Raw genomic sequence first — 18923 nt, forward strand, 5'->3', positions numbered from 1 at the left:
CCTAGGTGCGCGGCGCGTGGGCCAAGCGCACCCGGTCGAGGGGCCGCGCGTCGGACACGAGAATCCCCGCAGGTCACCGACGTCCTCGTAGCATCGGGGCATGACGTCCGTCCCGACCGCCGACCCCGCGGGGACGGTGCTGGAGGGGCGCTACCGCGTCGACGGCCTCCTCGCGCGCGGCGGGATGTCGGTGGTGCACCGCGGGAGCGACCTGCGCCTGGACCGTCCGGTGGCCATCAAGATCCTCGACCGCGGCCTCGCCGCCGACCCCGCCTTCGTCCGGCGCTTCGAGCGGGAGGCGCGGGCGGCGGCCCGCCTGGCGCACCCCGGCGTGGTCGCCGTGCACGACCAGGGACGCGACGCCGACGGCACCGTCTTCCTCGTCCTCGAGCTGGTCGAGGGCGGGACGCTGCGCGACGTCCTGCGCGACCAGGTCCGCCTCCACCCGGCGGCCGCCCTGACGGTCATCGAGCAGGTGGTCACCGCCCTGCAGGTCGCCCACGACCGCGGCCTCGTCCACCGCGACGTGAAGCCCGAGAACGTGTTGGTGGGCACCGACGGGTCCGTCAAGGTCGCCGACTTCGGGCTGGTCGCCGCGGCCTGGGAGACCGACGCCGCCGACCCGAACGACCCCGAGGGCTCCGGCGAGATGGTGCTCGGCACCGTGGCGTACCTGGCCCCCGAGCAGGTCACCGACGGCCGCGCCGACGCCCGCAGCGACCTCTACGCCGCCGGGATCGTGCTGTTCGAGCTGCTCACGGGCGTGCCGCCCCACGGCGGCGACGACGCCGTGGCCGTCGCCCGCCGGCACGTGCACCACGACGTCCCGCCGCCCTCGTCCGTCGTCGGCGGCATCCCCCGCGCGCTGGACCGCCTCGTGCTCGCGGCCACCGACCGCGACCCCGACGCCCGCCTCGCCGACGCCGGCGCCTTCCTGGCCGCCGTCCGCGGGGTGCGGATGGACACCGACCTGCCCTACCACCCGGTGCCGCCACCCCCGCGCCGCACGGGCACCGCCGGGTCCCGGCCGCTGCGCGGCACGCGGCTGCTCGACCTCGACGGCGCGCCCCGCGAGTCGCCCCGCACCGGGCGCCGGCCGTGGGACGACGAGCCGGAGGACGACCTCGACGAGGACGACGTCGACGAGGCGGACGACGACCGCGATCCCGGCCCCGACTCCGGTCCCACGGTGCGCCGCAGGCCCGACGGCGCGGTGGACGACGTCGACGTGGCCATCGAGCGGATCGAGCGCCGGCGGGCGCGCACCCGCTCCCGCCGGCTGCTCGGCGCCTGGCTGCTGCTCGTCTCGATCGCGACCGTCGCCGCCGGTGCCGCCGGCTGGGGCTTGGGGCTGCCGGGCTAGCTCGTCGCCGGGTCCTTGCGACCCCAGACGGCCGTCATCATCCAGCACTGGGTCCAGAGATCCGGGTCGTCGAGCACCGCCGTCGCGGCGTCCAGCGTCGCCGCGTCCAGCCGTCCACTGCGCAGGACCCGGTCGCGCACCTCGGCGAAGAAGAGCTTGAAGTAGAGCGCGCCCCGGTCGCCTCCCCGGATGTTCTGCACGTCGGTCGTGGCCTGCGGCCGCGCGAACCCGGCCGCGCCGACCATCCCCGGCAACCGGCGGCCGATGAGCCAGTCGACGCCGTTGTCCTGTCCCCACGCGATCAACGCCCGCCACGTCTCGGCCCAGACGGCGGGCTCCGTGGTGGGTGCGAGGTGGAAGTCCGGCTCCTGGACCAGGAGCCATCCGCCCGGTGCGACCGCCGCAGCCATCTTCTCGAGCACCGCCGGGGCGTGGCCGGCGATCTGGTGCAGCAGGGCACGGCAGCTGACGAGGTCGTACAGCCCGCTCGGGAGGGGGTCCGTCCGGACGTCCGCCTGCTGCACCGTCAGGTTCTGCGCGGGCACCAGCCGCAGGAGCGCCGGGTTGATGTCGACGGACGTGACGCTCCCGGCGGAGCCGACGGCGTCGCAGAGCCACTCGGCCACGCTGCCGTTGCCGCCCCCCAGCTCCAGGCAGTGCCAGCCCGGCCGGACCCCGAGTGCCTCGAGGTGGCCGCGGGTCCAGGGGTCGAGGATCTTCGACATCAGGTCCAGCCGCTGGTACTCCACCGTCGCGGCGTCGTCGAGGATGTACGCGGGCAGGGCTCCCGCGGCCACGCCGTCGCCGGACCGCAGGCTCACCGGTGCTCCGGGTTCTCGAAGTCGAACCGGCAGCCGGCGTCCCACTCGGAGCGCTGGTTGCCGTACGCCGGGATGCCGCCCCGGTCCTTGAGCATCCGTGCCACGTGCAGCAGGTTCCAGGTCATGAACGTGGTGTTGCGGTTGGTGAAGTCGTTCGACGGACCGCCCGAACCGGGGTCGAGGTAGGACGGGCCGGGTCCGGCCTCACCGATCCAGCCGGAGTCCGCCTGCGGCGGGATCGTGTACCCGAGGTGCTGGAGGCTGTAGAGCACGTTCATCGCGCAGTGCTTCACGCCGTCCTCGTTGCCCGTGATCAGGCAGCCGCCGACCCGGCCGTAGTAGGCGTACTGACCGGCGTCGTTGAGCAGGTGGGAGCACGCGTAGAGGCGCTCGATCACCTGCTTGGTCACCGAGCTGTTGTCCCCCAGCCAGATCGGGCCGGCGACGACGAGGATGTCCGCGGCGAGGACCCGCTGGTAGAGCTCGGGCCACGCGTCGGTGGCCCATCCGTGCTCGGTCATGTCCGGCCAGACACCGACCGCGATGTCGTGGTCGGTCGCGCGGAACTGGTCGACGCGCACACCCTGTTTCTCCAGGATGCCGACGCTGAGGTCCACCAGGCCCTGGGTGTGACTCACCTCCGGCGAACGCTTCAGCGTGCAGTTCACGAACAGCGCCGACAGATCCTGGTACCCGGTCACGTTCCGCCTCCCCCGATCACCGCGCGGCGATCATCGGGACGTCACGATCCTCGGGTGCGGGCCGGCGGGACAGCGCGAACTCGCACCGTGCCCGGCCCGCCACCCGACGTGGCGGGCGCTCAGTTCCGGAGCATCTCCGCGACGAGGAACGCCAGCTCCAGCGACTGCTGGGTGTTCAGGCGCGGGTCGCAGGCCGTCTCGTAGCGCCCGGCGAGGTCGGTGTCGGAGATGTCCTGGGCGCCGCCGAGGCACTCGGTGACGTCCTCGCCGGTGAGCTCGACGTGGATGCCGCCGGGGTGGGTGCCGAGGCCCTGGTGCACCTCGAAAAAGCCCTGGACCTCGTCGACGACCTGGTCGAAGTGCCGGGTCTTGTAGCCGGTGGTCGCCTCGACGGTGTTGCCGTGCATCGGGTCGCACTGCCAGATGACCTGGTGCCCCGACCCCGTGACCTTCTCGACGATCGACGGCAGCACGTCGCGGACCTTGCCCGCACCCATGCGCGAGATCAGCGTGAGCCGGCCGGGCTGGTGGTACGGGTCGAGGCGCTCGACGTACTCGACCGCCTGCTCCGGCGTCGTGCCCGGGCCGATCTTGATGCCGATGGGGTTGGCCAGCAGCTCCGCGAACGCGATGTGCGCGCCGTCGAGGGCCCGGGTGCGCTCGCCGATCCACAGGAAGTGGGCGCCGAGGGAGAACAGGCGGGCGTCGTCACGGCTGGTCGCCTCGACCCGCGAGTCCAGCCGCAGCAGCGCGCGCTCGTAGTCGAGCACGAGGGCCTCGTGGCTGGCGAAGATCTCGGTGCCGCGCAGGGAGTGGTCGTTCACCCCGGCCGCCGACATGAACCGCAGCGCCCGGTCGATCTCGGCTGCCACGGCCTCGTACCGCTCGCCCGCGGCCGACGTGCGCACGAACTCCCGGTTCCACTCGTGCACCTCGTGCAGGTCGGCCATGCCGCCGGAGGTCAGCGCGCGGACCAGGTTCATCGCGGCGCCGGCGTTGGCGTACGCGCGGATCATGCGGCCCGGGTCGGGGATGCGGCGCTCGGCGTGCGCGGCCAGCGAGTTGACCATGTCGCCCCGGTAGGACGGCAGGCCCAGCGCGTCGGTGTTCGACGAGCGCGGCTTCGCGTACTGCCCGGCGATCCGCCCGATCTTGACCACCGGCAGCGACGCGCCGTAGGTCAGCACCACCGCCATCTGGAGCAGGGTGCGGATGTTGCCGCGCAGGTGCGGCTCGGTGTTGTCCGCGAACGTCTCCGCGCAGTCGCCGCCCTGGAGCAGGAACGCCTCGCCCCGGGCCACCGCAGCCAGCTGGGACTGCAGCCGGTCGATCTCGGCGGGCACGGTGATCGGCGGCACGTGCTCGAGGACGGTGCGGACCTCGGCGACCGCGTCCGGGTCGGGCCAGTCGGGCTGCTGCGCCGCCGGGCGCGCGAGCGCGGCGTCGAGGCGTTCCCGCAGGGCGGGAGGCAGGGGCGGCAGGCCCGGCAGAGCGTCCACGGGCAGGTCGACGGACCAGTTCACACCCGCCAGCGTAGAGGGCGGTGACGCGGCCGTTACGTGTTCCCCGCTACGTGGTCGGCCGGGCGCGGTCATCACGCGCTGTGATCACGCCCCGGCGGCCGGGCGGCCCTCGTGCAGCGCGCGCCAGTGGGCGTCGATGACCTGCCATCGGGCCAGGTTGTGGCGGGCATCGGCGAGGGCGTCATGGGCGTCCGCGGGCGCCGACGGCAGCTCGGGGCGCCCGACGTCGTCCCAGCGCTGGCGCAGATCGCGGGTGAAGCGGGGCAGCGCCCGCGGCAGGTCGGGCATCGCGCCCCAGAGCTGCGCGATGGCGACGTGGTCGTACGCGGCGTACCAGGCCCAGAGCTCCACCGGGCCCTCGCCGGCGGTCACGAACTCGTAGAACGCCTCGCGGATGCTCAGGCGGCTGCGCCACGCCGGGTCCGACATCGGGGGCAACTTGTCGAGGACGTTGTGCCGGACCCAGGGGCCCGCCCGCATGGGGTCGAACTGCTTGGAGATCGCGTAGAACTCGCGGCCCTGCTCGTCGACGACACCCACCGAGACCAGCTCGATGGTGGTCCCGTCCTCGATGAACTCGCAGTCGTAGAAGTACCGGGCCACGAGGGTGATTCTGGACGGTGGGACCCCGCCGGGATCAGGCGGCCTCGGCCTCGGCGCCCTTGTCCTTGCCGTCCTTGACCGTGCTGGCGTAGACGTCGACGTACTCCTGGCCCGACAGCCGCTGCACCGCGTCCATGATCTCGTCGGTCATCGCCCGCTCGACCTGGCGGTCGTCGGTGATGCCGGCGTAGCGCGAGAAGTCCAGGGGCTCGCCGATGCGGATGCCGATGCGGACCGGGCGCCAGAAGCGGGAGCCGACGGGGTTCGCCTGGTCTGTCCCGATCATCGCCACGGGCACGACGGGCACGCCGGCCTCGAGCGCCATGCGCGCCACCCCGGTGCGGCCCTTGAACAGCCGGCCGTCGGGCGAGCGCGTGCCTTCGGGGTAGATGCCGAACAGCCGGCCCTCGCGCAGCACGCCGATGCCGGTGTCGAGCGCCGCGCGTGCCGCGCGCCCGTTACCGCGCTCGATGGGGACCTGGCCCATGCCGGTGAAGAACCAGCGCTTGAGGGTGCCGAGCACCCCGGGCTGGGTGAAGTACTCCGCCTTGGCGGGGAAGGCCATCCGGCGCGGCACCATCAGCGGCAGGACGAAGGAGTCGAGCACCGCGAGGTGGTTGGACGCGACCAGCGCGCCGCCCCGCCGCGGCAGGTTCTCCGCCCCCACCACGCGCGGGCGGAACGCCACGCGCATGAGCGGGCCGAGCAGCACCCACTTCATGATCCAGTACAGCACTCGCGCTCCCGTTCCGCCCTGCCCTCGTCGCCGCGCGCGAGCCTAGGGCCCACCGGCGGCCCGACACAGCCTCCGCGCCACCCGTCACACGACCCGATCGGCCCCCTCGGACGCCCGCGATCATGCGAACGGCCGCCCGCGACCCCGTCGTGCGGACCGCCCGGCGCGACACGGGCACCACCGCGTGACCCAGGCGTGTGGGACATGCCACGATAGGGTTCCCGATCCGCTCCCACCGCCTCGTGCGGTCCCTGTGCCGCGCCGCCCACGCCGTTCGTCGGAGGATCCATCGTGCCCGTCCTGCCCGGAGCCGAGCCCTTCGTCTCCGATCCCGGCGACGGGTCGCGCGAGATCGGCGTGGTGCTCAGCCACGGGCTCACGGGAACGCCGCAGAGCATGCGGGCGTGGGGCGAGTTCCTGGCCTCCGACGGCATCGGCGTGCGCGGGCCGCGTCTGCCGGGCCACGGCACGCGCTGGCAGGACCTCAACCGCACCCGCTGGACCGACTGGTACGGCGAGGTCGAGCGCGCCGTCGACGACCTCCGGCGCGAGTACCGCTCGGTGTTCGTGTTCGGGCAATCCATGGGCGGCACGCTCACGCTGCGCCTCGCGCAGGAGCGCGGGGACGACCTCGCGGGCATCGCGCTGGTCAATCCCTCGGTCACGACGCTGCGCAAGGACGCGACGATCGCGCCCTACATCCAGTGGATCGTGCCCTTCGTGCCGGGCGTGGCGAACGACATCAAGAAGCCCGGCGTCACCGAGCTGGCCTACGACCGCCTGCCGACGCGCGCCGCGGTGTCGCTGACGACGCTCTGGCGCCTCGTGCGCGCCGATCTCGAACGGGTGCACCTGCCCGTCCTGCTGTTCCACTCCCCCACCGACCACGTGGTGGAGCCGGTCAACAGCACCCTCGTCCTCCAGGGCATCTCCTCGCACGACGTCACCGACGTCGTGCTCGCCGACAGCCACCACGTGGCCACGCTCGACAACGACGCTCCGAGGATCTTCACCGACAGCCTGGCCTTCGTCCGTCGCGTGCACGACGACCGCACCGGCGGACCGAACGCCACGGACACCGCCGTCGCCACCCCAGGGACCCCCGCATGACCGCGCCCGAGCCGGACGACACCCGCCCCGACCCCGCGGACAGCGGCGTCGGCGATCCCCACCGTCCCGGCGTGCCGGACGACATCGACGCGGCCTTCGCCTCGATCGTCGCCGACTGGGCGGCCTCCGGTGCCCCGCGATGGCCGGACGAGATGCCCGACCCGGACGACGCGTCGGGCCGGGAGCACCCGTCCACCGGGCTCGGCACCGCGACGCCCCCCGGCGGCCAGCGCCGGCCCCGCGACACGTTCGACGCCGACGTCCCGCGCCCCGCCGCGCGTCCGGGGGCCACCCCGCCCGCCGAGGACCCGCCCGCGCGCGACGTGCCGCGCCCCTCGCCGAAGCCCGCCCACGACGAGCACTACGTGCCCCCGGAGCCCCCGCCGCTGCCGCGCCTCGGCGTGAGCAGCCTGCTGGGGCTCGGCCTGCTGATCGTCGGGGTCGTGCTGCTCGCCGTTCCGGGCCTGCTCGGCGGGCCCGTCGGGCTCGGCATCGTGCCCGGCCTGCTGGCGATGACCGCCGGTCTCGGCTGGCTCGTGTTCGGTCTGCGCCGCGGGCGCGACACCGGCAGCGACGGCTCCGACGACGGCGCGATCCTCTAGACGCCCGTCCGTTCGCGGGCGTCGAGGGCGGCGCCCACGATCCCGGCGCGACCGCCCAGCATCGCGGGCCGGACCTCGGCCAGCCGGCGGTGCCCTCCCCCGGTGACCTCCTCGGCATAGCGTCGGCGCGCCCGGTCCAGGAACAGGCCCGACGACGCGGACACCTCGCCGCCCACCACGACGACGTCGGGGTCGAAGACGTCGGCGACCAGGGACAACGCCTGCCCGAGCCAGTCGGCGAACTCGTCGACGACCCGCCCGGCGAGCAGATCGCCCGCCTCGGCGGCCCGGGCGACGTCCCAGCCGGTGATCGGCTGCGCGCGCTCCCACGTCGCCCGCAGCACCGAGAACTCCTCGGTGTCGGCGACCAGCTCCTCCGCCGAGCGCCCCAGCGCGGTGCCGCTGCAGTAGCGCTCGAGGCAGCCGCGCTTGCCGCACGGGCAGGGCCGGCCGCCCCGGACCACCGTGAGGTGCCCGAGCTCGGGGGCGACGCCGTGGGCCCCGCGGAACACGGCCCCGTCGACCAGCAGCGCCGCGCCGATCCCGGTGCCGAGGGCGACGAGGACGGCCACCCGGGCGCCCACGGCGGCGCCGACCCGGTGCTCGGCCAGCCCCGCCGCGTTCGCGTCGTGCTCGATCACCACGGGCACGTCGAGGCGGGCCGCGAGCCGCTCGGCCACGGGGTCGTCGCGCCACGGCAGGTGGGCGCCGAACGCGACGGTGCGCCGGTCCGGGTCGACGAACCCCGCGATCGCCAGCCCCACCGCGCCGACGCGGTGCTGCTCGGCGAGACCGCGCACGAGGTCGACGATCGCGTCGTCGAGGCCGGCGGCGTCGCGGGCGGTGGGCACGGCCGCCGTGGCGACGACGGTGCCGTCGGCGTCGACCACGCCGGCGCGCACCGACGTGCCGCCGATGTCGACCCCGACGGTCAGCACGGGGTGTCGCCGGCGGACTCTCCGTTCCCCTCGGTCCGGTCGGTCCGGTCTTTCTGGGCGGGGCGGGCGGGGCGCCGGATGGCGATGCGCTGCACCGACGGCCGCGCCGTGGCGGCGGGCGGGGTGGCCGCGGGCGAGCCGGTCGGGCGGGCGGGCCGCGCGGGGGCGGGGCCGCCGGTGCCTCGGGGGCGGCCCGATCGGGGCCGGCGGCGGTGGGCCTCGCCGGCGGTCCGGAGGCGACGCCGGGGCGCCGGGGCGCGGGTCGGGGCCCGCCACCCGGGGGCCTCGGCCCGGGCCGGGGTGCGGCGCCCCGGCCGGCGGCCGGGGTGGTGGGCCCGGCGGCGGGCGTGTCGGTGGCGGGAGCGTCGGTGGTGTGGGCCTCCCGGAACGCGGCCGAGCGCGGCGAGGACCGGCGGATCGGCACCCGCCGACCGTGGGCGCGGGAGCCCGCCGGGCTCGGGGTGGGCCGGGGGCTCGCGGGCTCCGGAGTGGCGGCGGCTTCGGAGGTGTGGGGCTCGGGTCCGGGCTCCTCCGCCCGGGCCGCGTCCTCGGGAGCCGGGTCGGGCGCACCCACACCCCAGCCGTCCCACGCGCCCCACTCGGCGGGCCAGCCGGGCGGCGGGGGTGGTGTGGTGGACGCCGCCGGCCCCGGCGCGGCGTGGTGCCCGTGCTGGTGCCCGTGCCGGTGGCCGTGCTGGTGGCCGTGCGAGGGGTCCTGGTGTGCCTGCACCATCAGCCGCAGCAGGCCCATCAGCGCCGTGGCGTGCTCGGTGAGGCGGGCGGTCAGCTCGGGCTGCTCGCCCCGGAATGCCGCGACGAGCGCGCAGATCGGGCACCAGGTGCACGGCCCGGGGCTCTGGGACGGGCGCGCCGACCCCGCCCCGGGGTCCGGCATCCCGGCGTCGAGACCGTCGACCCGCGTCCCGAGCCAGTCGAGCAGCGCGGACGCCGTCGCCCGCGCCTCGTCCGTGAGGTGGTCCCGGTCCGCGCGGTCGGACCCGCCCTGCGGCCCCGTCACGTCATCCACACGGAGCGGTCGGGGCGGAAGACCACCGAGAGCAGGTCGTCGGAGAGGTCGGCGCCCGTGACCTCGCAGCGCCGGAGCACGGGCGGCAGGGCCACGGCGCGGCGGCGGCCGTCGACGGTCACCGCCAGCTCGTCACCGATGCGGGCGAGATCCACCTCGGCCTCCCCGATCCCCGAGACGTGCAGGTCGAGCACGAACTCGCTCTCGGGGTGCGTGCCGGTGCCCGCGGTCCGCCGCACCGCGACGAGCGCGCGCCCGACGGGCCCGTCGAGCGGGTCGTCGTCGCCGTACAGGGTGTCGGCGAGCACCGCGAGGGCGTCGACACCCACGGGCTCCCCGGCGTGGTGGGGCACCCGGCGCACGGGCACGTCCCCGCCGGCACCGACGAGGTCGGCGAGCACCGCCTCCTGCTCTGCGCGCCGTGCCCGCACCCACGTCGCGGCCTCGCCGCGTCCCCGACCGGCGTCGGGCACGAGCCGGTTGGCGACCATCCCGTCGACGTGCAGCCCGTGCAGGGCGAGCGCCGTGAGGGTGCGACGGGTCTCGGCCGCGACCACGCGCTCGGGGGTCAGGACGAGGCGGATGGTCGTCGTGCGGTGGTCGGCGAGCAGGGCGCGCAGGCCCGCGAGCTGCTCGGCGAGGCGGGACAGCGACGCCGCGGCGGCGTCCCAGCGGGCCACCGTCGCGCTGCTGCCGGCGATCCCCGCGAGCACGCCACGCACCGCGCGGCGATGGGTCGGGAACAGGCGCTCCAGGTAGGAGCCCAGCGCCTCGGGCAGGGCCAGCAGCCGCAGCGTCTCCGCCGTGGGACCGCAGTCGACGACCACGACCTCCCAGGGCCCGTCGACCGTCGCCCGGCGGACGTCCTCGAGCGCGAGGAGCTCCTCGACGCCGGGCAGGACGGTCAGCTCGTCGGCGACCATCTCGTCGACCCCGGCGCCGGCGAGCAGGGTACGGAGCTGGGTGCGCAGCGGCTCCCAGGCCTCGTCGACGAGCGCACGGGTGTCGATGTGCGCCGCGAAGAGGCCCGGGAAGGTGTCGGGGGCGACCTCGGCGGGGGCGCCGTCGAGGGGCACGGCGAAGGCGTCCCCGAGGGAGTGGGCGGGGTCCGCCGAGAGGGCCAGCACCTTGCGCCCGGCACGGGCGAGCGCCACCGCCGTCGCCGCGGCCGTGGTGGTCTTCCCGACACCACCCTTGCCGGTGAACAGCAGGACCCGCACTAGCCCTCCACGCGGCGCTTCAGCCCGGTCAGCGCTTGATCCATGATCCGCTTCTCGGCACGGCGCTTGAGCATGCCCGGCAGGGGGACGCTGAGGTCCACCGACAGCGTGTACGTGACCTCGGTGGTCCCCCCGTCCTCCGCCAGGCGGTAGCGCCCACGCTGGGAGCGCTGCATCTGGCCGGAGACCAGGTCCCAGGTGACGCCGTCGTCCACCCAGTCGTAGGCCAGCACGTAGGTGTCCTTGATCGGCCCGGCGTCGAGCGAGAAGCGGACCTGCTCGGGACGTCCCTCGTCGTCGTGGGTGAGCACCGTGGCCGCGGTGATCGAGTCCGCCCACTCGGGATAGGCGTCGAAATCGGCGATGACCCCGAGGACGTCGGGGGCCGGCGCCGCGATCGTGATGGATTGCGTCGACTCGTCGGCCATGGCGCGAGAGGCTACCGCCGCGCCCCCGGCGGCCAGCACGCGCCGTGCGGCCGGGGACGTGACCCGTGACCCCGACCTCACCCCGTCACACGGACGTGACCGGGGACTCCCCGCCGGGCGGCACACCGGGTGGCCGCCCGGCCTCCAGGCGGTCCTTGAGCGCGAACGCCACGGCCTTCGCGGCCCGTTGGCGACGCACACCCTCGCGGGTCGCGGCTCGGCGCGAGAGGGGCTCGCCGATCGGATCGACCCGCAGGAACCAGTGCAGCACCGTGCCGTCGCCGACGGCCTCGAGCCACACCTCCATGCTCCCGGTCCAGGCGTCGCCGACGACGCTCCAGCGCACGCCCTGCGCGCCCCGGTCGGTGAACACCCGGAGCGCGAGGTCCGGCCAGAGCCGGCGCCAGGCGGCGGGGTCGGCGAACTCGGCGGCCAGGCGCTCGGGGGGCACGGCGAGGAAGGTCTCGTCCACCACGTCCACGGTCGCCACGCCGCCAGCGTGGCAAGGCGCCGTGCCGTGCGCCGTCCGGGGTCGCGGTGGGCGGATTGTCCGGCTACCGGGAGGTAGTCCCCCGCGACTATGGTCACAGCCGACGCAGCGAGGCGCGCGGGGCAGGAGTGGAGCGAGATGCAGCAGTACACGGAGCCGGCGACCGCCAAGGTGGCCGACGACGACAACCTCACCGCCGCGCCGTGGGCCAACGCCGAGGCGCACGGCAGCGACGTCGCGTACCGCCGCCTGGTCGACGACCAGTGGCAGGACGTGACGTTCGCGACCTTCCGTGACGAGGTCGCCACCGCCGCGAAGGGCTTCATCGCCGCCGGCCTGCAGCCCGGCGACCGCGTCGGCCTGATCTCGCCGACGCGCTACGAGTGGACGCTGCTCGACTACGCCCTCTGGGCGGCCGGCGCGGTCACCCTCCCGATCTACGAGACCTCGTCGTCCGACCAGGTCGAGTGGTGCCTGTCCGACTCCGGCGCCAAGGGCGTGATCGTCGAGTCCGACGAGCACCGCGCCATCGTCGAGAACCTGCGCGAGAAGCTCCCCGAGCTCGAGCACGTGTGGCAGATCGACGGCGCCGACGGCGCGGTGAGCTCCCTGCGCGACGCCGGCGCGGGCCTCGACGACGCGACGCTGGAGGAGCGCCGGACGTCGGTGCACGCCGACGACCTCGCGACGCTGATCTACACCTCGGGCACCACGGGCCGCCCCAAGGGCTGCGAGATCACCCACCGCAACCTGCTGTTCGAGGTGCGCGCCGTCGCCGACACGTTCTCGGACCTCATGGCGCCCGGGAACTCGACGCTGCTGTTCCTCCCGCTCGCCCACATCTTCGCCCGCGTCATCCAGTGCGCCGCGATGGAGTACCGCTACACGATCGGCCACTTCGCGGACACGAAGAAGCTCACCTCCGAGCTGCCCCGCTTCCAGCCGGACTTCCTGCTCTCGGTGCCGCGCGTGTTCGAGAAGGTCTACAACGGCGCCAAGGTCAAGGCGCACAACGACGGCAAGGGCCGGATCTTCGACATGGCCGAGGCGACGGCCGTCTCCTACAGCGAGGCCCTCGACGCGGGCGGCCCCGGCCTCGTCCTGCGCCTGCAGCACGCCCTGTTCGACAAGCTCGTGTTCGGCAAGCTGCGGGCCGCCCTGGGCGGGAGGTGCACGGGCGCGGTCTCCGGCGGCTCGGCGCTCGGCGCGCGCATCGGCCATTTCTTCCGCGGCATCGGCGTCCCGATCCACGAGGGCTACGGGCTCACCGAGACCAGCGCGGCGATCACCGCCAACCCGAACCGGGCGATCAAGGTCGGCACCGTCGGCAAGGCCATCCCCGGCGTCACGATCGCCATCGGCGAGGACGGCGAGATCCTCGCGAAGGGCGACGTCGTGTTCCGCGGCTACTGGAACAACGAGGAGGCGACGGCCACGGCGATCGTCGACGGCTGGTTCCACACCGGCGACCTCGGCAGCCTCGACGAGGACGGCTACCTCTCGATCACCGGCCGCAAGAAGGAGCTCATCGTCACCGCGGGCGGCAAGAACGTCGCCCCCGCGGTGCTCGAGGACCGCGTGCGCGCCCACCGCCTCGTCAGCCAGGCCCTCGTCGTCGGCGACAACCGGCCCTACATCGGGGCGCTCGTCACCCTCGACCCCGAGGCCCTGCCGGGCTGGAGCTCCGAGCACGGCAAGGACGCCTCTGATGCGGCCACCCTCGCCGAGGACGCCGACCTGCAGGCCGAGATCTCCGGCGCGATCGAGGACGCCAACCGCGCCGTCTCCAAGGCCGAGGCGATCAAGCAGTGGCGCATCCTCTCCAGCGACTTCACCGAGGAGAGCGGCGAGCTCACCCCGACGATGAAGCTCAAGCGCAACGTCATCACCGAGAACCGGGCCGCCGACATCGAGGCGGTCTACGAGCGCTGAGCCCTTCGGTCCTGGTTGCAGCGAACGCGCTGTTCGCTGCTTCTAGGCGCACGAACTCCCCGTTCGCGCGCCGGATCTAGCCGGCGGCCAGCGCCCGCAGGCGGGCGGCGCGGGCGTCCCAGGTCCAGTCGGCGCGCATCCAGCGCCGCCCGGCCTCGCCCATCGCGCGCGCCGCGTCGGGGTCGGCGAGCACGCTCGCGAGGGTGTCGGCGACGTCGGTGGCGTCGCGGCCGTCGACGAGGCGCCCGGTCTCCCCGGCCGGACGGTCTCGGGCGCGCCGCCGGAGCGCCCCGCGATGACGGGCACCCCGGCCGCCTGGGCCTCGAGCAGCACGATCCCCAGCCCCTCGACGTCGAGGCCCCCGCCGAGCGTGCGGCAGGGCAGCGCGGAGACGTCGGCCGCGGCGTGGTGGCCCGCGACCTCGTCGGGCGTCATCGGGCCGGTGAACACCACGTGGTCGGCCACCCCGTGGCGGCGTGCGAGCCGGCGCAGCCGGTCGCGGTCGGGCCCGTCGCCGGCGATCATCAGCGCCGCCCCGGGCACCGCGGTCCGCAGGCGCGGCAGGGCGGCGATCAGCACGTCCTGGCCCTTGCGGCGCACCAGCCGCGACACGCACACCACGAGCGGGCGCTCCCCGAGCCCGTGCCGGCGGCGGATCGCCTCGCGGGCGCCGGGGTCGGGCCGGAACCGGGCTGTGTCGATGCCCGACGGCAGCGGCTCGAGGGCGGCGTCCGGGCCGAGGGCGGGCGCGATGCGGCCGCGCGTGTAGCGGCTGACGGTGGTGACGACGTCGCAGTCGCCGCCGATGCGTCGCAGCGCCTGGCGGCTGCCCGGCAGCATCGACCAGCCGACCTCGTGCCCGTGGGTGCTCGCCAGCACCCGGCCGGCCCCGCTGCGTCGCAGCGCCGGCGCCATCAGCCCGAGCGGCGCGGCCGCCCCGAACCACACGGTGTCGATCCCGTGCGAGCGCACGAGCTCCGCGGCCCGCCGGGTGGCGCCGGGCGTCGGCAGCATCATCGTGGTCGGCAGGCGGTGCACCTCGAAGGGCTGCGCCGCGTCGAACGTCCGGCACGCTTCGACGGCCTCCGGCGAGCGCGCCCAGGTGGACGCGAGCACCACCAGCTCGTCGGGCGGGAGGTGCGTGGCGAGGGCGTGGAGGTAGGACTGGATCCCGCCGGGCCGGGGCGGGAAGTCGTTGGTGACCAGCAGCGTGCGCGCCACGGGCGGGAGCGTGTCACGGGCCCCCGGCGCGCCCCGCGACGGGCTGCGGGCAGGGGCTACGGGGCCCAGCGGCGGATGAACTCCACCGCCGCCGCGTCGACGACCTCGGGGTGCGAGGCGCTCAGGAAGTGCTGCCCGCCCTCGACGATCCGCAGCTCGGCCTCCGGGGAGCGCGTGAAGCGGCCGATCTCGTCCTGGGCGTTGGCCACCGAGTACACGGGGTCCGCCGTGCCGTGCAGCCAGAGCACCGGGCACCGGACCTCGTCGAGCCGGCCGTGCAGCCCGTCGCGGTCGCGCAGGTTGATCGAGCTCGTCCGGAGCCGTCGGCGCCCGGCGTCGCCGGTGTAGTTCTGCTGGTGGGTCCTGTGCCAGAAGTCCCGCTCCTCCGCGCTGACGTCGGGGCCGAAGCCCTCCGCGAGCACCGCGTCGACGAGCTCGACGGGGATCACCCAGTCGTCGCCGACGGGCTCGGCGAGGGCGTCGATCGCGGGGGTGCAGAACGAGATGCCGTCCCAGCAGCCGAGCTCGCGGCTCCGCGGGCTCTCGAAGTCCATCGACGTGCCGAGCGGGAGGACGCCCTGGACGACGTCGGGGGCGAGCAACGCCATGCGCACGGCGATCCAGCCGCCCTGGGAGGTCCCGAGCACGAACGCCCGCTCGATGCCGAGGGCGTCGAGGACGCCGAGGGCGGCCGCCGCGCTGTCCCAGTAGGTGTAGTCGGCGTACCCGGCGCGGGTGCTGCCGTGACCGTACGGCTCGATCGCCAGGAGGTTGGCCGTGCGCCGGAGCTCCTCGTCGGCGAACTGCGGGCGGTAGAGATCCACCGACGTGGTGAACGAGTTGGAGAGGACCAGCGTCGGCAGCGACGCGTCGTACGGCGCGGCGAGCGCGTACCCGATGGTCGAGGAACCGAGATGGGGCACGGTGACCGTGTCGGCAGCGCTCATGGTCCGGAGCGTGTGACCCGGACCACGACCGTGTCAATCAGGCAGTCAGCCGGGTCGATCAGAGGACGACGCGCCGCACGCCCGAGAGGCTGCGGCGGACCTCGGAGACCTTGACGACGTCGCCGGACTGCGGGGCCTCGAGGAACTTGCCGTCGCCGACGTAGAAGCCGACGTGGGTGACGGGCTCGTTGAAGAACAGCAGATCGCCGGGCCGGGCGTCCGGGAAGGACACCGGGATGCCGATCAGGGCCTGCTGGCGCGACACCCGGGGCAGCCCGACCCCGACCTGGCGGTAGGCCCACTGCACCAGCCCGGAGCAGTCGTAGGTGCTGGGCCCGGTGGCGCCCCACAGGTAGGGCTTGCCCTGCTGGGTCAGCGCCACCTTCAGCGCCTCGATCGCGATCCCGGTGCCGGCGATGTCGGTGGGGAAGTTCGTGGTGCCGCCGCGGCGCAGCGCGGCCAGGGTCTCGGGTGAGGCGTCCTCGAGGGCCTGCTCGGCCGCGGCGACCTCGCGGTCGGCGTCGTCCTTGCGGCGCTGGGCGTCGTCGGCGGTGCGCTGCGCGTCGGCGGCGGAACGCTCGGCGTCGAGCGCGCGGGCGTCGGCGTCGCGCTCGGCGCCCTCGGCGACCGCGGTGGCGTCGAGGAAGCGCTGGACCAGGACCCGGTTCTCCTCGGAGATGGTGTCCAGCAGCGAGGTGCGGTCCAGGTAGGCCTGCGGGGACTCCGCGCCCAGCAGCGCACCCAGCGGGTCGAGCTGTCCGCCCTGGTAGGCGGCGCGGGAGACCTGGTCGACCGCGCCGAAGGCGACGTCGCGCTCGGCCCGGGCGGCGTCGGCGACCTCGCGGGCGGCGTCGGCGTCGCGGCGGGTGCGCTCGGCCTCGCCCCGGCGGATCCCGAGCTGCTCCTCCGCGTCCAGCGACGCCTCCGTGGCGTCGGCCGCGCGGGCGTTGGCCTGGGCGAGGGACGTGACGGCGTCGGAGGCTCCGGGCGGGACGATGGGATCGGCCCACGCGGACCCCGCGGATCCGGCCCCGAGCAGCGCCCCGGACGCGAGCAGCGCGAGGACGGCCGTGACGACCACGGCCACCGAGAGGCGGCGGCGAGCGCCGCGATCCGCGGGGCGGGGAGACACCACGGTGTCGTCGGGTCCTCTCTGCGCTGCCCGGCACAGCCGCGACCCCGGACCCTCCGGCCACCCGCACGGGACGGCCCGGGACCGGACGTCTCGGCCCCCGACGGCCACCATCCGGAGCCCACCGCGCCGTGCTCGGGCGGCGGTGGGTGCGCGGACTCTAACCGACCGTGCTCGGCCCTCCGCACGCGGCGGCGGCGATCGGTGGGCGCCCGGGCGGCGGAGGGCCCGGCGCGCGCCGGACGGCGCGCGTTCACCCCACGCCCCGGGCCCGCCGCGCCCCCACAGCGCCGGCCGGACGTTCGCGCGGCGGCGCCGCCGGGGGCACCAGCCGCAGCCGCGGGATGAGCCCGTGGTCGGCCAGGACCTCGAGCGCGCGCTGTTCCACCGGGCCGAACTCCAGCGGCAACGGGCCGCCGGGCTCGTCCGGGGACGGCGTGGCCCGGGCCGGGACCGTCGGCGTGCCGAGCAGCACCCCGACGACGCAGTCGTCGCAGGCGATGTCGCGCACCGTGCAGGTGTCGCAGTCGATGAGCACAGCGGCCTCCCCATGGTGTCGACGGCCTCTCGACGGCCTCGACACCCTCGGCCCCCGGCAGGTCCGGGGTCATGGTGCGCACGCTAGGAGCGACCCCCGACAACGCCGCTCCGCCTGACCTCGCAGGGCCCCTCAGATGCGCGCGAGCCGGCCCAGTAGGACGCTGGAGGGCACCGGGTGGGCGCCGCTGCGGCGCACCGAGTCGACGACGGCGCGGTCGGAGGTCACCACCACCAGCGGGCGGCCCTCCGGCTCCGCCCCGACCAGGGAGCGGATGAGGTCGTCGGCGAGCACGCCGGCGTCGCTGAAGAGCACCCGCACCCCGCGCACCGAGTGCGTCGGCACCCCGGTGATCCCCGCCCCGTCGAAGACGAGCGTCGTCTCGGCCCCCGTGCGCGCCGCCAGCGGCTGGACCGCGGCGACCAGGCGCTCGCGCTGCGCGGCCAGCGACAGCTCCGGCCAGCCCGTCTTGGTGACGTTGTAGCCGTCGACCATGAGGTGCACCTCGGGCAGCGCGAGCAGCCGGTCGAGCGCGGCCGGGTCGGTGACCCGGGCCTTCGGCGCCGTCGCCCCCGCCCCGACCAGCTCCGCGGGCCGCGCCCGGAGTCCCCGGGCGCAGGCCGAGCTCCCGGCGCAGGCCCTCGGCCGCTCCCGCGACGGTGTCGACGAGCAGGGCCAGGCGCGCGTCGTCGGCCCGCCGTGCCTCGACCGACGCGCGCCGGACCCCGGCCAGCTCGTCGGCGGCACGGCGCGCGCGTTCCTCGGCGTGCGCCGCGGCCTCGCGGGCCCGGTCGCGCTCGCGCCGCAGCTCCGCCATCTCGGCGCGCAGCCCGCCCTCGCCCGCGTCCCGCGCGGCCCGCAGCTCGGCGGCCTCGTCCTCGGCGCGCCGCACCCGCGTGCCCTGCTCGCGGAGGCGGGCGCGGAGCTTCGCGATCTCGTCGCGGTTCTCCTCGGCGGTGGCCTCGACCGCGGCGCGGGCCTGCTCGCGGTCCGCGGTGAGCCGCCGCACCTCGCCCTCGAGCTTCTCGACCTTCGCGACCGCGGCGTCGCGCTCGGAGCGGGCGCGCGCGGCGTCGGCGCGTTCCCCCAGGTCGCGGACCAGGACCGAGCCCTCGTCCCGGCCCTCGAGCACGGCCACGGCCGCGGCGTGCACCGGGTCGGGGACCTCCGGGCGCCACCGTGCGGGCTGCTCCTCGGTCCACCAGCCGACGACGGACGCGGCGAAGCCCTCGGCGCTCCCCAGCGCCGTGAGCAGCGGCCCCGCACCGGCCCGGGCCCGCTTCGACGGCGCGAAGCGGGACACCGCGCGCACCGGCGGGGGCAGGTCGGTGACGGGCATGTGCCCGACGGCCACGGAGGCGAGCTCGGCCACCTTGGCCCGCACGGCCTCGGGCGCGCGCTCGAGGAGCTGGACGCGGACGGCGGCCCTGGCGGCCTCGTCGGGCCGGTCGGACTCGTCCCCGGAGGCGGCCGCGGCGGGTGCCCCCGTCGTCGCACCGTCGCCACCGGCCTCCATGACCGCCCAGGCTAGCCCTGCCCGGGCGACCGTCCGGGCTGGTGAGCCCGGTGCGGCGCGTGCTCGACCCGGGAC

18 protein-coding genes and 1 pseudogene are annotated in these 18923 nt (G+C 75.6%); 5 read left to right on the plus strand and 14 right to left on the minus strand.

Going from position 1 to position 18923, the window contains the following annotated elements; all coding sequences use genetic code 11:
* The first annotated feature begins 100 nt into the window (after positions 1-100).
* The gene (locus tag ACQPYN_RS19300; protein ID WP_433026200.1) at positions 101-1363 is read left to right on the plus strand and encodes a protein kinase domain-containing protein; all 1263 of its coding nucleotides are present in this window, start codon (positions 101-103) and stop codon (positions 1361-1363) included.
* Here the strand turns inward: ACQPYN_RS19300 and ACQPYN_RS19305 are convergent.
* From ACQPYN_RS19305 to ACQPYN_RS19325, 5 genes are all read right to left on the minus strand, one after another.
* A complete protein-coding gene (locus tag ACQPYN_RS19305; protein ID WP_433026203.1) occupies positions 1360-2184 on the minus strand; it encodes a class I SAM-dependent methyltransferase in 825 nt (274 codons plus the stop codon). The genes ACQPYN_RS19300 and ACQPYN_RS19305 overlap by 4 nt on opposite strands.
* Positions 2181-2885: a flavodoxin family protein gene (locus ACQPYN_RS19310; RefSeq protein ID WP_433026206.1), complete on the minus strand. Its 705-nt coding sequence runs from the start codon at positions 2883-2885 to the stop codon at positions 2181-2183. The genes ACQPYN_RS19305 and ACQPYN_RS19310 overlap by 4 nt, the downstream gene beginning before the upstream one ends.
* 119 nt (positions 2886-3004) lie before the next feature.
* Entirely contained in the window at positions 3005-4408 is a 1404-nt protein-coding gene (locus ACQPYN_RS19315) for a class II 3-deoxy-7-phosphoheptulonate synthase (protein WP_433026209.1), read from the minus strand.
* 84 nt (positions 4409-4492) lie between these two features.
* On the minus strand, positions 4493-5011 hold the full coding sequence (locus tag ACQPYN_RS19320) for a polyadenylate-specific 3'-exoribonuclease AS (protein WP_433026212.1): 519 nt from the start codon (positions 5009-5011) through the stop codon (positions 4493-4495).
* 34 nt (positions 5012-5045) lie between these two features.
* Positions 5046-5747 carry a lysophospholipid acyltransferase family protein gene (locus ACQPYN_RS19325; protein WP_433026215.1) on the minus strand — a complete coding sequence of 234 codons (702 nt, stop codon included), beginning with the start codon at positions 5745-5747 and terminating at the stop codon, positions 5046-5048.
* Between the two features lie 291 nt (positions 5748-6038).
* On the opposite strand from ACQPYN_RS19325, the gene ACQPYN_RS19330 reads away from it, so the two are divergent.
* Entirely contained in the window at positions 6039-6857 is an 819-nt protein-coding gene (locus ACQPYN_RS19330; RefSeq protein WP_433026218.1) for an alpha/beta hydrolase, read from the plus strand.
* A complete protein-coding gene (locus ACQPYN_RS19335) occupies positions 6854-7459 on the plus strand; it encodes a hypothetical protein (RefSeq protein ID WP_433026221.1) in 606 nt (201 codons plus the stop codon). The genes ACQPYN_RS19330 and ACQPYN_RS19335 overlap by 4 nt, the downstream gene beginning before the upstream one ends.
* Here the strand turns inward: ACQPYN_RS19335 and ACQPYN_RS19340 are convergent.
* The 4 genes from ACQPYN_RS19340 to ACQPYN_RS19355 all read right to left on the minus strand — a co-directional run bounded on the left by ACQPYN_RS19340 (position 7456) and on the right by ACQPYN_RS19355 (position 11562).
* Entirely contained in the window at positions 7456-8397 is a 942-nt protein-coding gene (locus tag ACQPYN_RS19340) for an ROK family protein (RefSeq protein ID WP_433026224.1), read from the minus strand. The two genes, ACQPYN_RS19335 and ACQPYN_RS19340, sit on opposite strands and share 4 nt — an antisense overlap.
* A 1014-nt stretch (positions 8398-9411) precedes the next feature.
* Entirely contained in the window at positions 9412-10644 is a 1233-nt protein-coding gene (locus ACQPYN_RS19345; protein ID WP_433026227.1) for an ArsA family ATPase, read from the minus strand.
* Complete coding sequence (locus ACQPYN_RS19350; RefSeq protein ID WP_274190203.1) at positions 10644-11072, minus strand: SRPBCC family protein; 429 nt, start codon at positions 11070-11072, stop codon at positions 10644-10646. Before ACQPYN_RS19350 ends, ACQPYN_RS19345 begins: the two co-directional genes overlap by 1 nt.
* An 85-nt stretch (positions 11073-11157) precedes the next feature.
* On the minus strand, positions 11158-11562 hold the full coding sequence (locus tag ACQPYN_RS19355; RefSeq protein WP_433026230.1) for a polyketide cyclase / dehydrase and lipid transport: 405 nt from the start codon (positions 11560-11562) through the stop codon (positions 11158-11160).
* 138 nt (positions 11563-11700) lie between these two features.
* On the opposite strand from ACQPYN_RS19355, the gene ACQPYN_RS19360 reads away from it, so the two are divergent.
* Positions 11701-13494, plus strand: coding sequence for an AMP-dependent synthetase/ligase (locus ACQPYN_RS19360; RefSeq protein ID WP_433026233.1), 1794 nt, complete (start codon positions 11701-11703; stop codon positions 13492-13494).
* Between the two features lie 76 nt (positions 13495-13570).
* On the opposite strand, the pseudogene ACQPYN_RS19365 reads toward ACQPYN_RS19360, so the two are convergent.
* The 5 genes and pseudogenes from ACQPYN_RS19365 to ACQPYN_RS19385 all read right to left on the minus strand — a co-directional run bounded on the left by ACQPYN_RS19365 (position 13571) and on the right by ACQPYN_RS19385 (position 17827).
* Positions 13571-14715: pseudogene (locus tag ACQPYN_RS19365) on the minus strand (glycosyltransferase family 4 protein).
* 56 nt (positions 14716-14771) lie between these two features.
* A complete protein-coding gene (locus ACQPYN_RS19370) occupies positions 14772-15662 on the minus strand; it encodes an alpha/beta fold hydrolase (protein WP_433026235.1) in 891 nt (296 codons plus the stop codon).
* A gap of 58 nt (positions 15663-15720) precedes the next feature.
* A complete protein-coding gene (locus ACQPYN_RS19375) occupies positions 15721-16797 on the minus strand; it encodes an NlpC/P60 family protein (RefSeq protein ID WP_433026237.1) in 1077 nt (358 codons plus the stop codon).
* Positions 16798-17047: 250 nt separating this feature from the next.
* Complete coding sequence (locus tag ACQPYN_RS19380) at positions 17048-17332, minus strand: hypothetical protein (RefSeq protein ID WP_433026240.1); 285 nt, start codon at positions 17330-17332, stop codon at positions 17048-17050.
* Between the two features lie 132 nt (positions 17333-17464).
* Positions 17465-17827, minus strand: a complete 363-nt coding sequence (locus tag ACQPYN_RS19385; protein ID WP_433026243.1) for an NYN domain-containing protein — start codon at positions 17825-17827, stop codon at positions 17465-17467.
* Here ACQPYN_RS19385 and ACQPYN_RS19390 point away from each other — a divergent pair.
* A complete protein-coding gene (locus ACQPYN_RS19390; RefSeq protein WP_433026246.1) occupies positions 17826-18863 on the plus strand; it encodes a hypothetical protein in 1038 nt (345 codons plus the stop codon). The two genes, ACQPYN_RS19385 and ACQPYN_RS19390, sit on opposite strands and share 2 nt — an antisense overlap.
* The last annotated feature ends 60 nt before the right edge of the window (positions 18864-18923 follow it).

The sequence above is a fragment of the Actinomycetospora sp. CA-053990 genome (assembly GCF_050948445.1).
In the GTDB taxonomy this organism is placed as follows: Bacteria; Actinomycetota; Actinomycetes; order Mycobacteriales; family Pseudonocardiaceae; genus Actinomycetospora; species Actinomycetospora callitridis.

Coding starts and splice junctions, on each gene's coding strand:
- ACQPYN_RS19300 (WP_433026200.1), top strand. CDS start 101: ATGACGTCCGTCCCGACCGCCGACCCCGCGGGGACGGTGCTGGAGGGG.
- ACQPYN_RS19335 (WP_433026221.1), top strand. CDS start 6,854: ATGACCGCGCCCGAGCCGGACGACACCCGCCCCGACCCCGCGGACAGC.
- ACQPYN_RS19350 (WP_274190203.1), bottom strand. CDS start 11,072: ATGGCCGACGAGTCGACGCAATCCATCACGATCGCGGCGCCGGCCCCC.
- ACQPYN_RS19360 (WP_433026233.1), top strand. CDS start 11,701: ATGCAGCAGTACACGGAGCCGGCGACCGCCAAGGTGGCCGACGACGAC.
- ACQPYN_RS19370 (WP_433026235.1), bottom strand. CDS start 15,662: ATGAGCGCTGCCGACACGGTCACCGTGCCCCATCTCGGTTCCTCGACC.
- ACQPYN_RS19390 (WP_433026246.1), top strand. CDS start 17,826: ATGAGGTGCACCTCGGGCAGCGCGAGCAGCCGGTCGAGCGCGGCCGGG.
- ACQPYN_RS19385 (WP_433026243.1), bottom strand. CDS start 17,827: ATGGTCGACGGCTACAACGTCACCAAGACGGGCTGGCCGGAGCTGTCG.